Here is a 14,805-nt window from a genome sequence, read left to right as displayed (position 1 = left end):
TCTAATTCCAGCACACCATAACGTGGCTCATCAATCCAAGCTTCATTACCTGGTAACTCGACCAAGAAATCAAAAAGGCGTGTGCCATTCGCTTGAATCAATGAAGCCGCCCCCAACAAGAAAATAACCCGTGTTTCTGATTGGCGGAATTCATGAATCAAATGCGTCACCGCATCCAAATTCAAATATGCCTCCTTGTGGTTGGCAAATGCATTGACCACAACATCAAACTGTTCCAACGTCGCACGCTTTAAATCAAAGATATCTGATACCAACAGCGTTGCCCCGGCGCCAAGTTCGGCACGTGCCTTTTCGACATTCCGGACAATAGCCGTCACTTCATGACCACGTGTTGTTGCTTCTTCAAATATTGCGCGTCCTGCCATACCAGTTGCGCCAATCACTGCAATCTTCATTACGTTATCTCCCAAATCCATTTTAATACGTCTATTGTATCAAACAATTTCGCTTACTTTTCATGAATAACCTGACGAACTTGGTTTTTCAAGACCTTCACCCGGGTTTGATCATCCGGCTTCGTAATAATATAACTACCGTCTGACTGACGCACAATCGACTTCACCGTTTCTGGGTTCTTTGAAATCGTATCTGTGCCTGGTAAAATATACGACTCCCCATTCGTTAGAATGAGTTCTGCAATCGGTGTATCCGCCTTAGCTGATGATTGTTGGGCCTTTTTACTGCTCGTTGGTTCATTCTGAATGAAAGCTGAACGTGCCGCCCAGAACACACCAAACAACATCAGGAACAGCATAAATAGCGCAGCGAGTCGCTTGACCCACGTCGTTACGGGATTTTTCTTTTTCTTAGCCATTTTGGCAAACCTCTCCAATTTTTCTTTACTTCCATCTTACCAGGTCTGCAAACAGAAAGGAGGCCGGAAACTCTAGGTTTCTAGCCTCCCAATACCATTAATTTACAAAACCTTTTTCAAAACCACACCAGCTGTCGCCAACAAGCTTAGCAAACCAGCAATCGTTAGCCAGTATTCTTGTTCAAAACCAGTTTCTGGCAACGTTGCTGCTGAAACTGAATTGCCTTCGCTAGTTACCAATGGGTGCTTCGCTGCCGTAATCACTGGCGTTGATGGTGCACTAGCCGTCGTCGTCATACCCGCTTGCGTCGGTTGTGCAGCTGCGACTGGCACCGGTGCTGGTGCGACAGCATGCTTAGCACTTACCTTCGCAACTGGCTGTACTGCTGACTTAGCTGGCACATGCTTCACAACTGGTTGCTGCTTAACCGGACGCTTTGGTTGCACGGTCGTAACCGGAATTGGTTGATAGACAACCGTCACAGCAGGCAAATCACCTGGCATAGTCACCGCAACCGTTGCGATTTCAGTCGTTGACGTCTGATAGCCCGCCACTACCGGCGTTGCTTCAGCTAGCAATTCACTTGGCAACCAGGTAATAACCTGTGTCACCAAATCTTCATCCCCCGTCAAAACGGTTGCTTGCACAGTATCTGGTACGAGCTGGTGGCCATGCTGATCAACATAATGAATTGGTCGTTGCACCGTCGTTGTCACAAGACGGTGATCATGGCCTAAATGCACCACAATCGTTTGATCAGTCGTTGTGTCGTAGTCAAAGTCGATGCCACCAATTTCGTTAATCACGTGATAGTGCGGTACACCAACCAGCTTTACTGTGGCATGACTACCACCCAAGCCTGTGATTGTTGGACCGGTTTGTACAATCCGACCATCTTGGTCATCATCCACGTACACTACGTGAGCCTGTTGTTGCTGTGGTGTGTAGTGCACCGTCACATCTTGAACGTCCGTTGGTGACGTGATGGTCACCGCTGCTATCTGGCGTTGATCGGCGGTAAAGCCCGTCATCGTTGGTGTATCAACTGCACCTATTGTCACCGGTTGCCACGTTACCTGACCTGTAATCAAATCCATTTGACCATGCAACGTCACTTGTTGCGTCACCTGCTTTGGCGCTGGATAGCCATTGCTCGTTTGGTAACTAACATTGCGGTTAACTGCTACAACCACTGTCCCAACATCATGCGTCAAATGAATTGTAATTGTTTGATCGTGATTATCATCATGATCAAAGCCTTGGGCATCCTGCATATCAACTGATGCAATATCATAATTTGCTAATTCAATTGGTTGGAAGTAAACATCTTCATCCGAACGGCCAATGACGTCCGCGCCATGTTGGACAACTGCACCATGCGCATCGTCATCCACGTAAACCACATGAATGCGTTGTTGATCAGCTGTATAGGTTACTTGTTCTAACCCATCAGCATCATATGACGCCTGACCCGTCACTTGACGCTGATTTGGTGTATAACCTGGTTGGGCTGGGGTCGTGACCCGTGGGAAAGTAACCACGCCCGTTTGGGCATCGACTGTCGCACCCGTTGTCTGGTACGTTGCCTGAGTCGTTTGTTGGCCAGTTACAGCATCAACAACAATCGTCTTTGTTACGACTGCCGACTGAACCACATCAGCCAATGCCGTTGGTGCGTTAACATAGTGCACCGTGTTCGTCACCTTATGCTGTGTGACTTGCACAGCTGAACCGTGCGCTAAGGTCACTACTACATCAGCCGCACCAGTCGCACCAAAGGCAACCTGACTCGGCAAAGTATCCGGTGCGACATAGCCCGCCGTTACATACTTCGCCACCACATCCGGCAAACTCGTCAACGGTACAGTTGCATCCGTCACCCCTGACACTGGATAACTAGTTAACGTTTCACCCGTTACCGCATCACGCACAATCACATGCGTCATTTGCACATCGGGCTCATACGTCACGGTCGTTTGACCTGCTTGCTGTTGCGGTGTTAATCGGCCGTTAACCGTTGATTGCGTCACCGTATAGCCTGGTTTAGCTGGTACGGTCACTGTTTTAAACGTCACCGTCCCATCAGTCGCAATCGTTGCATCACCCGTGATGGCATAGGCTGGCGCTTGATCCGTCAATACCGCTTTCGTGACCGCATCGACAACGACAGTCTTCGTCACGGTCGCTGTTTGTGTGGCCACAACCACTGGCTGGCCATTTGGTGCAGTTACAGCATTGACCGTATAGTGAACCGGATAACTGCTTTGCTGGGTCGTTGTACCGTGATCCAAGCGTACCGTCACCTGCTGTGATGTCGCATCATCCGTGTCATAAGTAGCTGGCCAATCACCTGCGTCAACAATCACGTAACCGGTCGCCTTTAAATTGGCCAGTGTCTTATTGGCTGTTGCCGTATCAATCTTTGCATCACTGCGCCCATTAATCGTGACCGTTGCAACCGTCTTGTCACCATTAACATCAACATAGTGCACAATCACGGTTTGCATATCAGGCGTGTACACTACCGTATTGTTCGCCGTAGATTGTTGCACCGTTACTTGTTGGTGCACATTCTGCTGACTAGCTGTATACCCTGCCACCGCTGGTGAATCCACCTGGGCGAACGTGACTGCGCCGGTTGCCTCGTCAATCGTGGCTGGCGCATCAGCCGGTACCGTATACGTTGACGCCACCACCTGGTTCGTTACCAGATCCCGGGTATCAGTCCGGGTTACCGTCACGTGTTGCGTCGTCATTGGTAACGTTACCCCTTGATAATTAATCGTATTTGTCATATCAATTGGCGTCGTTTCCAGCTTCGTCGCATGACGTAACGTCACTTGGAACGTTTGCTGATCATCTGTGGCCGGCGTAAATAGCGTCCCTGCCACTAGTTCCTGATCGGAAACAACTTCATAACCCTTCTTAATGTACGCCTGCAAGGCCTGCTCAACAGTTGCAAAGGAAATTGTGTCACCAGTTTTACCTGCTAAGTTAATTGCTGGCAAGTCCTTGCCCGTTGTTTCATCATGAATCGTGACCAGCGCAGTCTGTTCCGCTGGCGTATAAGTTACTACCGCAGTCGTCGTTGGATTATCAAAACTAGCCGTCGCCGTGACCTGCGTTGGATTACCTGTGTAGCCTGGCATACTTGGCGTCGTGACCGGTGCAAACGTAACAGCCCCAGTTTTCGCATCTACGCTAGCTGCTGCGTTCTCCGTTGCTAGTGCATACTTTGGTGCTTGGTAACCATCATATTTAGCAGCATTCGCCGGCAAAATTTCATCGCCCGTTACCGCATCCACCGACTGTGTCTTTGTCACTTCCGCTGACACAACTTGGTCCGGTACCTTAGTCGTTGTTCCTTGATAGATAATTGTGCTACTGATTGGCTTCGTATCCGTTGTGGTTGTAACGCCATGCTTAAACACAATCTCATACAACTGTGACGGTACACCATCACCATCGTCTTGTGCATCAAAGCTTGCCGTCGGTGGGAAGGCATTCGTTACCAACACATAGCCAGCCTTCTCCAAGGCCGCAATTTGTGCTTGCACTTCAGTTTGATCCATGGCGCCATCAGTTTCACCCTTGAGATAAACCGTCGTAATCACACGATTATCTGCCATGGCATCCGTAAACGTAATTTGCGCGCGTTGTGGCTTGGCGTCATATTGTACGACTTCATTAACGTTCAAATTATCAAACGTGGCAACCGCATCAATCCGATCAGGTTTCGCGGTATAGCCGGCCTGTGGCTTGGTTGGGATTGTCTGATAGGTAATGACACCTGTTGTGCCATCAACCGTCGCGACCGCATCATTACTACCGGTGAAGCGTTCGGCTTGATAAGCGGTGCCGTACTTGTCAGCATCCGTCGCTTGAATTTCGCGTCCTGTCACATCATCAACACTATACGTCCGGGTCACATCAACCGTTTGTGTAACTGGATCAATCACAGTCGGCGCACCGATATATTTGATTGTGTTCGTTGATGTCCGCGTCTCACTTTGCTGGCTCACATGGTGCGTCACCGTCAACGTATACGGTTGATCGACGGTATCATCAGTATCAAACGCTTGTTGCAACAATGGCTGTAAGGCGTCGGTCACATCGTAGCCCGCGGCCTTTAGCTTATCAAGATACGTTTGTACAGCATCGGTTGGCACCGTGCTATTTGATGAGCCAGTTAACGTCATTGTCGTCAACGTATCGTGAGTAGTGGCGTCAACAATCGTGACAGTTGCCGTCTGCGTTGCTGGTGTATAGATGACAACATCATGCTTCGTAGGCGAAGTCATCGTGGCTGTTGCAGTGACCGTCTTGTGATTAGCGGTATAACCCGCTAACGTCGGTGTAATAACAGGTGCAAAGTCCACCTGACCCGTGGTCGCATCGACCGTTCCATCACCAGTCACCGTATAAGTCACGGTGGTAGCATCTTCATCCCCGGTCACATCATCAACCATCACATGTCGCATAACGATTGCCGTTTGTGTGGCAGTCGGCGCTTTTGTCGTCCCGTCTGCTGTTTGATAGACAACCGTATGGGTTAGTGTCACAGATTTTGTCGCTTCGTGTTGTTGGTGACCCAACGTCACGACAATCGGCGACATAACTTCCGTCGGCATAACAGTTGGTGCCGTCGTCAAACCATTATCCGTCACCGTATAGCCACGGCTCGTCAAATCAGCAAGCGCCTGCGTCGCTGGTGTCTTATCCAACGGACTGCCGGCTTGACCTGCTAGTGTGACTGTCTGTAAGACCTCCCCTGTTACGGCATCTTTAATAATAACCGCCACCGTTCGGGCCAATGAAGCGTATGAAACCGTGGTGCTTGTATCACCTTGGTCAAACGTGGTTTCACCAGTCACCGCGGTTAGATTTGGCGCGTAACCTGCTACGTCTGGTGTCGCGACCGACGTAAAGGTAACCTGACCATCTTCGCTCACCGTTGCCGTCGCATCAGAAACAGCATAGGCTGGCGCTTGATAGTCTGGATACTGACTCGCAGCTGTAGCTGAAATCGGCTCACCGGTATACTGATCAACCGCGTATGTCTTAGTTACCGTGACCGTCTGCGTCTTATCAGCTGGTGTGTTAGATCCCGCACCCGTGTAATGAATGGTATTTGTCAGTTGTTTCTTAACCGATGCCACCGTCACACCATGCACAAAATGCAAGGTGATTTGCTGGTCTGTGGCATTATCTGTATCAAAGGTTTGCCCCTGTAATACCTGGTCGTTAGCTGGCAATGCCTGTAGACCAGCTGTTACTAGGTCAGCCTGTTTAGTTTGAACAGCTTGCCAATTTGGCGTGCCATTCGATGGCCCAGTAACTGTGACCGTGCCTAACGTCTGACCCGTTGTATCATCGATTAACGTCACCACGATTCGTTGCGTAGTTGGGACGTACGTAACTTGTTGCACTGCTGTCGTGGCTTGACCTAACTTAATCTTGCCTGTAACCGTCGTGGTATCCGCTTGATAGCCAGCAACCGTTGGCGTTGTAACTGGTGCAAAAACCAATTGACCAGCATTATCAATCGTTGCACCCTCTGCCGTTGCAACTGGTGCAAAATAATCATCACCGTACGACTTGGCGTCTGTCGTTGTAATCACGGATGACGTCACCAAATCAATTGGCGATGTTGTGGTCACTACCGCGCTTGTCACCGCGTCGCTTGGTGTTTGTGTCCCTGCACCTGTGTATGTCACCGTATTCGTGTAGGTTTGGCTCGCCGTTGCTGAACCAACCGCGTGGCGCAGTACCACCTGATACGTTTGTGTCGTCGCGGTATCACTGTCAAAAGTGGCACCTGCCGTCGTTGGATTCGTCGTGACCAAGTAGTGAGCTGTTTCATATTGGTTTACCAACTGCGCGACATTGTCAAAATCAATCGCCGTTGCGGTTGATCCTGTCAAATTGACCGTATTCAACGTCTTACCTGTGGTGGCATCAACAATCGTCACCGTTGCTTTTTGGGTATCAGGCGTATAGGCCACTTGGAATGTCATATCTTGTTGTGCAATCGCTGGATTGGCCGCAATTGCCTTGGCTAGCGAGGGATAGGTTTTCCCGTTGACTGCGACCGTCAATTGATAACCGGGAACCGTTAACTTCTGATCTGTCTGTGTGAAACTAGCGGTCGCGGCCTGCTTCACCATTACCTGTTCTGCGACCTGACTGCCTGGCCGATTAGTGGTCGTTAGCTTCGCTGTAATCCATTGTGCATCTGTGGTCGCTGCATCAGCCGCCCCGGTCGCCTGGGTCACTTGTAACAACGCATTATTAACCAACGTGGCCAAATTACCAGGTGCCGCCGTATCAACTAGCGCATCATTGCTCTTGAGCGCATTCACCGCGCTCGTAATCACCGCAACTTGTGACTTAGCATCTGCCAAATCGTGCGCTAATGATTGATTCGTGGGATTAGCAGCGACCATTGACTGGAGCTGCTTAATTGCCGTACTTGCGCGCAAACTCTGGTTAGTCAGCACCGTCTGTTGATCGGCAATATTTGTGTGGGCCGCACTTTGCAACACCGTCAATGCAGATGAGGCCGCCGCTTGACCAACCGCTACTGCTGACAAAGCCGCACTTGAGTCTGCTACGGCCGCCGCTGATTGTGAGTTTGTCAGGGACATTAATGACGTAATGTCCTTCGCCTTGGCACCAGAGACCATAATGGCTGATTCATTCTGGGCAAACGCACTGCCTAAGCTTTGCAATTCTGCCAAGTTGCTTTGTGCCTGACTGTAGGCCGACGCAATTGAGCGATAATAACTACCCGCACTAGCCGATACTGGTCCGAGCAACGTTTGCCAAGCATTCAATTGATCGACCGCTGAACTTGCGGCAGTGATAGCGGCTGAAATCGCGTTCGCTTGCTGGTATAGCTGCACGGCTGCAGATGACTGCACGAAATCAGATGGCATCACGTTACCCGCCGTATTGGCTGCGCTTGCTACCGCCGTATACAAACTATTCGTCATACTAGCAGCTGCACTAACGCTCTTCATAGCCGTCGATAGTGCACTGGCGTTTGATACGTTTGCAACTGTCGATTGGGCTACCTGTAGTTGTGAGGCCACCGAAGCCAAAGAACTTTGTAAATTAGCCACTGAACCGGCTGCGCCTAAAGCCGTCACCATGTTGGTCAAATTAGAAAAGAAGCCACCACCAGTAAAGGCACCGAACAGATTACTAATGGCCGTTGAATTCAAGGCGTTTTTAGTGTCCGCGGCGGCCGATGAAGCGTTCGCCACGTTCAACACGGTTCCAGCTCCGTTCGCCAAAGCCCCCATCTTGGCCGTGTCTAATGAAATGGCTGAACTCAAAGTCGTTAACGTCGAAACGGCGCTCGAAAAAGCCGCACTGTTCTGCAGCGCGTAAGCTGAACTAGCTGCTGCCATGGCGGCAGCTAATGACGTGGTCACGCCATTTAATTGACCCAATACCGAGTTAGCTTGCGATACAGTTGACGTCAACGCGGGCGGTTTGAAGCCAAACTAACCAATTGCGAATAGTAAGAAGACGCCGTTTGCTCGTCATATTGAATTTGCTTTGACAAACTCGTGGCGTCATTAGAAACCGCTGATGACGCCGTTACTGGTGTCGCTGCCAATTTCTGTGTCACCGTCACGATTTGATGACTGGCTTGGGCTGAAGCAGACAGCGATGCCAGTTGCCCTGATTCCAAACTGCTACCAGCTGGTACATCAATCACAACTTCAGCTGATGAAGCTGTTTTTTCTGAAGCGCTTTGTGCGGTCACACTGATAGACTGACTGCTGCTTGAAACCTTGGCAGCGACTGAAACGCTCGCTGAAACACTTGGCGTCACTGAATTCGACGACACCGCACTTGAACGAACCGTCTCGCTAGCTTGACTGCTAATGACTGACGAGCCTTGTAGGCTTGTGCTTGACGATACTGCGACTGATGATGACACAGTGCTGCTACTCATCGACACACTGTTGGTTGTCACTGACGCCGTTGTCCCACTAGTCGATGTCTGCGACAAAACAACCGATTGTGCCACACGCACACCGGCTGCTGAACTCGTCATATTCGTTGCTTCACTTGCTACAACAGGCGCTGCATCGGCTGACACAACTTGCCCCCCGAATGCCATGGCCGTTGCCCAGACCGCACCGGCAACTACCCAACTTTTCCCTGACTTATATAGCTTTTTACGTAAAAACCGCTTTGCCGTGGCGGTTTTAGGCATCTCTACTCTTTTCATTTCCCAATTCCCCAATTTCTTAAATCGCTATTCGCTTCTAAAAAGAAAGTGTTCTCAACCCGATATTATAGCATTTTCCGGAAGGCATTATGAAAAAAGCGTGGTACGCCAGCGGTACACGGGAAGCAATGTTAGCCAAAATGAAAAGTCGCTAACCCACCAGTTGGTAGATTAGCGACTTTCGTCTTAGTCATTGCTGACCGATTATTGTTTACTTATCCTCTTCTTCACGCTTACGACGCTTAGCAGCGACGAACAGCAATGAAGCTGAGAACAGGAAGATTCCCAATGCCGTCAAACGCCAGTCATCCGTGTAGCCGGTGTATGGTAACAACCCGCTACGTTGGACTGGGGCATTCGTTGGCACAATTGTGTTACTTGGTGCGACATATGGCAACACACCACCAGACTGTGGCGCAACTGGTGCTGTTTCACCACTTGACGTCACTGGCGTCGCAACCGGTGCCGATGCTGCTGGCGTTTCCGTCGGCACTGACTTACCTTCAGCCGTTGCAATCGCGGCTTCAAGTGCCTTCACCGCGGCCAGAATATCTGCCGTCAAATCGTTGGTACTATCCTTACCAGCTGCATCCATAATTGCTTGCAAGTGAGCCAAAGCGGCTTGCACTGCTGGATCGCCAGCAACAGCTGTATTTTGAGCCGTTGTCACCGCATCGTGACCGGCCTTATTGGCATTTGCCCGAGCAGCATTCGCAGCATCCAATGCGGTTTGCAAAGCCGCCGTCGCCGCTTGAATATCCTTAGCCGTCGACTTTGGATCATCCAAGACCGCTTGCAACTTGCTAATCGCATCAGCAACCGCTGGTTCGTGTGAGACTGGCGCCGTCTTGCCTAACAAGTCATTGGCTGCGGCGGCAGCCGTTGCACGTTCACTAGCTGATTGTTGCACAGCCGCTTGCAGCGCCTTCATTGCGGCTTCAATATCAGCCGTCAAATCATTAGCGCTGTCGGTCGCAGCAGCGGCCATGACATCTTGCAAATGCTTAATCGCAGCTTGTACCGCTGGATCAGCTGATTGGTCAGATGCTTGCGCCGTCTTAATTGCTTGCGTACCAGCTGTATCAGCCGTCGTTCGTGCCTTGTTCGCCGCATCAAGTGCCGTTTGCAAAGCTGCCGTCGCCGTTTCAATATCTGTTTCGGATGCCGTTGGGTCATTGACCACTGCCTGCAATTGCTTGATGGCTTTAGCAACATCCGCTTCATGTGAAACTGGCGCCGTCTTCGTCAACAAATCATTAGCCGCATCAACCGCCGCTTGGCGACCGCCGTCTGCCGTGTTAACAGCAGCTTGCAATGCCTTCATCGCGGCTTCAATATCAGCCGTCAAATTCGTGGCGCTATCCTTAGCCGCCGCTGCCATCACGGCTTGCAAACGACTCATGGCATCTTGCACGCCCTTGTCCTTAGCTGCTGTCGTGTTCTTCGTTGCATCAAGCAACTTTTGACCGTCTGTATTAGCCGTGTCACGAGCCGTTTGAGCTGGTGTCATGGCGTCCTGCAACGCCTTCGTGGCCGCTTCAATTGTCTCTGCTGAACTTGATGCATCTTGCAAGATCTTCTCAAGGTCGGCAATTGCCGTCGCAACCGCTGGCTCGTGTGAAATTGGAGCCGTCTTACCTAGCAACGCATTGGCTGCATCACGGGCAGCTTCAATATCACTGTTGGCTGCTGTGAAAGTATCTTGCAACGCCTTTGTCGCTGCTTCGATATCAGCCGTTAGATCTGTTGCACTATCCTTAGCCGCTGCAGCCATCACATCTTGCAACTTCTGCACAGCATCTTGTACCGCCTTATCGGTGTAGGCTGGTGCGCCCTTAACCAAATCAACTAGGCTTGTACCAGCTGTGTTTGCCGCGTTACGGTCAGCGCCGTCCGCTCGCAAAGCGTCACGTAGCGTCGCTGTCGCATTCTCAATCGCAGCCGTCGTCGAAGTTGGATCATCCAACAACTTTTGCAAGGCATCCTTCGCTGAGGCAACCTTGGCTTCGTTTGACAATGGGGCCGTTTGCGTCAACAAATCTGTTGCGGCATCGCGGGCCGTATCACGCGCTTGGTCAGCTGTCTGAACAGCATCTTGTAGCGCCTTCGTGGCTGCTTCAATGTCAGCCGTCAACGCATCGGATTGATCAGCAGCTGCCGCATCTTGCAACTGTTTCAAAGCTTGCTCAGCGGCCGCAACCGTTGGTTCTGACGCCAATTCACTCGGTACATCTGCAACAGCTTGGTCAGCAGCGGTATTGGCCGCATCACGCTTCTCATTTGCATCAGCTACGGCTGTTGTCAGCGCTGTCGTCGCATCGGCAATTTCCTTAGCGGTCGACTTTGGATCATCTAATAACTTTTGCAAGTTCGAGATTGCGTCAGCCACTGCTGCTTCATTCGAAACAGGTGCCGTTTGGTCCAAAGCTGTTTGCGCATCTGTGCGGGCTTGCTCTTGGTTAGCTTGCGCCGTCTCTTCCGCCGTCTGCAACGCTGCAATTGCACTCGTAATATCCTTCGTCAACGCCGTGTTCGTATCCGTGGCCGCAGCTGTCATGATATCTTGCAAATTCTTGATTGCTGCAACAACGCTCGGCTCATCCGATTGATTAGATGCTTGGGCTAGCTTAATTGCCGCGTCACCATTTGTATTCGCCGTATCACGCGCTTGCTTGTCAGTTGCTGTTTGATCACGTAATGCCTTCGTTGCGGCTGTAATTTCAGCTTGAGTTGCATTTGGATCTTTCAAAACCGCTTCCAAATTATTCAACGCTTGCGCCGTACCTGGTTCATTCGATACCGGGCTTGTGCTTGCAATGGCAATCGCCGCATCCTTACGCGCTTGTTCTTGTGCATCCTTGGCATCCGCCACCGCCTGCTCCAACGCCTTTTGTGCGTCGATGATATCCGCCGTCAAAGCATTGGCATCATCATTTGCAGCCGCGTCCATCACATCTTGCAAGTGCTTCAGTGCGTCTTGTACTGCTGGTTCATCCGCTTGCTTACTATTTTGCGCATCTGTCATCGCATTTTGTGCATCGGTGTTCGCCGTTGTACGCTCCGCCTTAGCATCACTGGTTGCATTCAGCAAATCTTGCGTGGCTTGCTTAATATCATCAGCCGTTGATGTGCTATTGGCCAACAAGGCATCCAAAGCATCCTTAGCAGCTTGCACAGCTGGCTCATTTGAGACCGGTGCCAAGTCTGCCAACGCATCTGCCGCGTTATCACGTGCTTCCGCTTGATCCTTGGCAGCTTGCGTCACGGCCGTTCGTAAGGCATCCAAAGCATTCGCAATATCAGCCGTTAAGGCATCTGGCGAGTCAGTTGCCGCTTCATCTTGCAACTCTTGCAACGCATCCAAAGCGGCCTGAACAGCTGGTTCTTCACGTTGGTTCGAGTTAGCAACCTTGGTCTCATACGCATCCGCCTGCTGATTGATGGTATCACGCTTCGTCTGTTCAGCCGTATTCGCTGCGATCAAGGCGTCGGTCGCCTTTTCAATATCAGCTGTTGAAGAACTTGGATCTTGCAGCAGCTGATTCAAGGCGTCACGGGCCTTCGTCACAGTCGCCTCGTTAGAGACCGGTTGTGAGTCAACAATCGCTTGGGCCGCTGCATCACGAGCTGCCTGTTGATTTTGCTTAGCCGCTTCTTGCGCAGCCGCCAAATCATTAATCGCTTGCTTAATATCATCTGTCAACGCATCCGATGAATCGGCAGCTGCCTTAGCTTGCACGTCCTTCAAGTGTTGAATTGCTTCTAGAACGCCTGGCTCAGTCGCCTGATCTGACGTTTCAGCTGCTGACACCGCATCATTGGCTTGCGTATTCGCCGCATCACGATCGACTTGATCAGTCGCCGTCGCCGCTGTTAACTTTTCGGTCGCTTCCTGAATATCTGCCGTGGTTGCAGCTGGATTATTCAGGACATCTTGCAAGTTTTGAATCGCATCCGCTGTGGCCTGTTCATGTGAAACTGGTGCAGTCGCATTCAATGCATCTTGGGCCGCTTGACGCGCATCCCCTTGATTATCCGCGGCTTCCGCAATCGCATCTTGCAAATTCTTAATCGCGTCGCGAATATCTTGTGTCAAGGCGTCTGGGTTATCTGTCTTCGCTTGATCAACCAAATCTTGCAAGGCTTGTTCAGCCGCTTGCACACTTGGTTCATCCGATTGATTTGAACCTTGCGCATTCGTAATTGCCGTCGCTGCATCTTGATCGACTGCCGCACGTTGATCAACCGCCGTCTCAGTTGCAGTCCGCAATGCTTGCGTCGCGTCGTTAATCTGGTCAGCTGTGGCCGTTGGATCGTTCAACACGTTATTCAACGCATCAATCTTGTCTTGTACACCCGGCTCATACGTGACCGGCGTCGTTTCATTCAACGCCTTCGCCGCATCAGCGCGAGCCGCATCTTGGGCCCCACCAGCATCAGCAACAGCATCCTTCAACGCTTGCGTAGCTTGCGCGATATCATCGGTCAAGGCGTTAGGATCACCAGTCTTCGCCGCATCAATCAAATCTTGCAATTTCTTGGCCGCATCGATTACCGATTGGTCATTCGCTTGATTTGACTGACTGGCTGACGTGATTTCATCCTGAGCCGCTTGATTAGCCACATCACGGTCAGCCTTTGCATCAGCGACAGCCTTGTCATACGCATTCGTTGCATCAACAATCTGTTCTGGCGTGCTGTCTGGGTTATTCAGAATATCCGTCAACTGTTGCTTAGCATCAATCACGCTGGTTTCATTTTGAACCGGCGTATTATCTTGATTCAATGCAGTATTAGCGGCGTCCTTTACCGCATCGACAACCGCTTGTTGGGCATCGGTAATGTCCTGGGTCGTGCCTTCGTTGTTGGCCGCGTTCTTCACTGCATCCGCCAACTTCGCAACAGCATCCTTTACTGCATCATCCTGACTAGCCGCAACCTGATCCGTAATCGTATCAGCTGCTTGGTTAGCTGCATCACGATCTTGCTTGGCTGTATCAACCGCGTCTTGCAACGCTTGCTTAGCTTGGTCGATAGCTTCCGTCGTTGACGTTGGGTCATCCAGCACATCGTTCAACGCATCTTGCTTCGCTTGCACGTCTGCCTCTTGCGCAACTGGTGCCGTATCAACCGCCTTCGCTTCTGCACGTGCAACGGCATTCTCCAGTGCATTTGTCGCATCCGTAATGGCTTGACTAGTGCCGGTGTCAGCATCCCCAGCAGCGATAGCATCACGCAAATCTTGCATGGCATCCGCCACGGCTGGGTCCGTTGCAACCGCTGTTGTATCATCTGACGCCAACGTATCGTTAGCCGTTGTTTTGGCTGCATCACGATCTTGCTTAGCTTGATCAACCGCATCTTGCAACGCCTGCTTGGCTTGGGCCACATCAGCGTCGCTCGCTGTTGGATCCTTCGCCAAATCATCTAATTGTTGCTGTGCGTCCTTTACCGCTGTTTCTTGTGAAACTGGCGCAGTTTCAACGGCTGTCAACGTCACCGTCTTCGTTGTCGTATTACCCGTTGCATCCTTCACTGTAATCGTGACATCGCGTGAGACGCCATCTTCAGCAACTTGCGCGGCAATCGTCTCATAATCAGTTGTCGTCACACTGGTTCCGTACTGCTGATTATCAGTCGTATCAAAGCCAACTGCCGCTAGGAAATCAGCTTCTGTTGCCGGCATGCCTGACTTCGATGAGACAAGTTCGTCCTTCGTCG

At 51.0% G+C, this 14,805-nt stretch carries 5 protein-coding genes; all 5 read right to left on the bottom strand.

The features are described 5' to 3' along the window. On the bottom strand, positions 1-416 hold a 416-nt coding region (locus WEIDD23_RS04555), incomplete at its 3' end, for an NAD(P)-dependent oxidoreductase (RefSeq protein WP_062358797.1). Positions 417-469: 53 nt separating this feature from the next. Continuing rightward, on the bottom strand, positions 470-835 hold the full coding sequence (locus tag WEIDD23_RS04550; RefSeq protein WP_010375298.1) for a hypothetical protein: 366 nt from the start codon (positions 833-835) through the stop codon (positions 470-472). Between the two features lie 102 nt (positions 836-937). Beyond that, positions 938-8,293 carry a mucin-binding protein gene (locus WEIDD23_RS04545; protein WP_197458809.1) on the bottom strand — a complete coding sequence of 2,452 codons (7,356 nt, stop codon included), beginning with the start codon at positions 8,291-8,293 and terminating at the stop codon, positions 938-940. A 29-nt stretch (positions 8,294-8,322) separates the two neighbouring features. Further along, on the bottom strand, positions 8,323-9,084 hold the full coding sequence (locus tag WEIDD23_RS04540; RefSeq protein WP_080553247.1) for a KxYKxGKxW signal peptide domain-containing protein: 762 nt from the start codon (positions 9,082-9,084) through the stop codon (positions 8,323-8,325). Positions 9,085-9,295: 211 nt separating this feature from the next. Next, on the bottom strand, positions 9,296-14,770 hold the full coding sequence (locus tag WEIDD23_RS04535) for a hypothetical protein (RefSeq protein ID WP_062358795.1): 5,475 nt from the start codon (positions 14,768-14,770) through the stop codon (positions 9,296-9,298). Positions 14,771-14,805: the final 35 nt, after the last annotated feature.

This window comes from Weissella sp. DD23, from assembly GCF_001579105.1.
Classification (GTDB): Bacteria; Bacillota; Bacilli; order Lactobacillales; family Lactobacillaceae; genus Weissella; species Weissella cibaria.
The sequence above is the reverse complement of the archived record's forward strand: the minus strand, read 5'-3'. Positions and strand labels throughout refer to the sequence as shown.

Bases quoted from the DNA above. Each gene is read 5' to 3' on its own strand.
- WEIDD23_RS04550 (WP_010375298.1), bottom strand. From the start codon at position 835: ATGGCTAAGAAAAAGAAAAATCCCGTAACGACGTGGGTCAAGCGACTC.
- WEIDD23_RS04540 (WP_080553247.1), bottom strand. From the start codon at position 9,084: ATGAAAAGAGTAGAGATGCCTAAAACCGCCACGGCAAAGCGGTTTTTA.
- WEIDD23_RS04535 (WP_062358795.1), bottom strand. From the start codon at position 14,770: ATGCCGGCAACAGAAGCTGATTTCCTAGCGGCAGTTGGCTTTGATACG.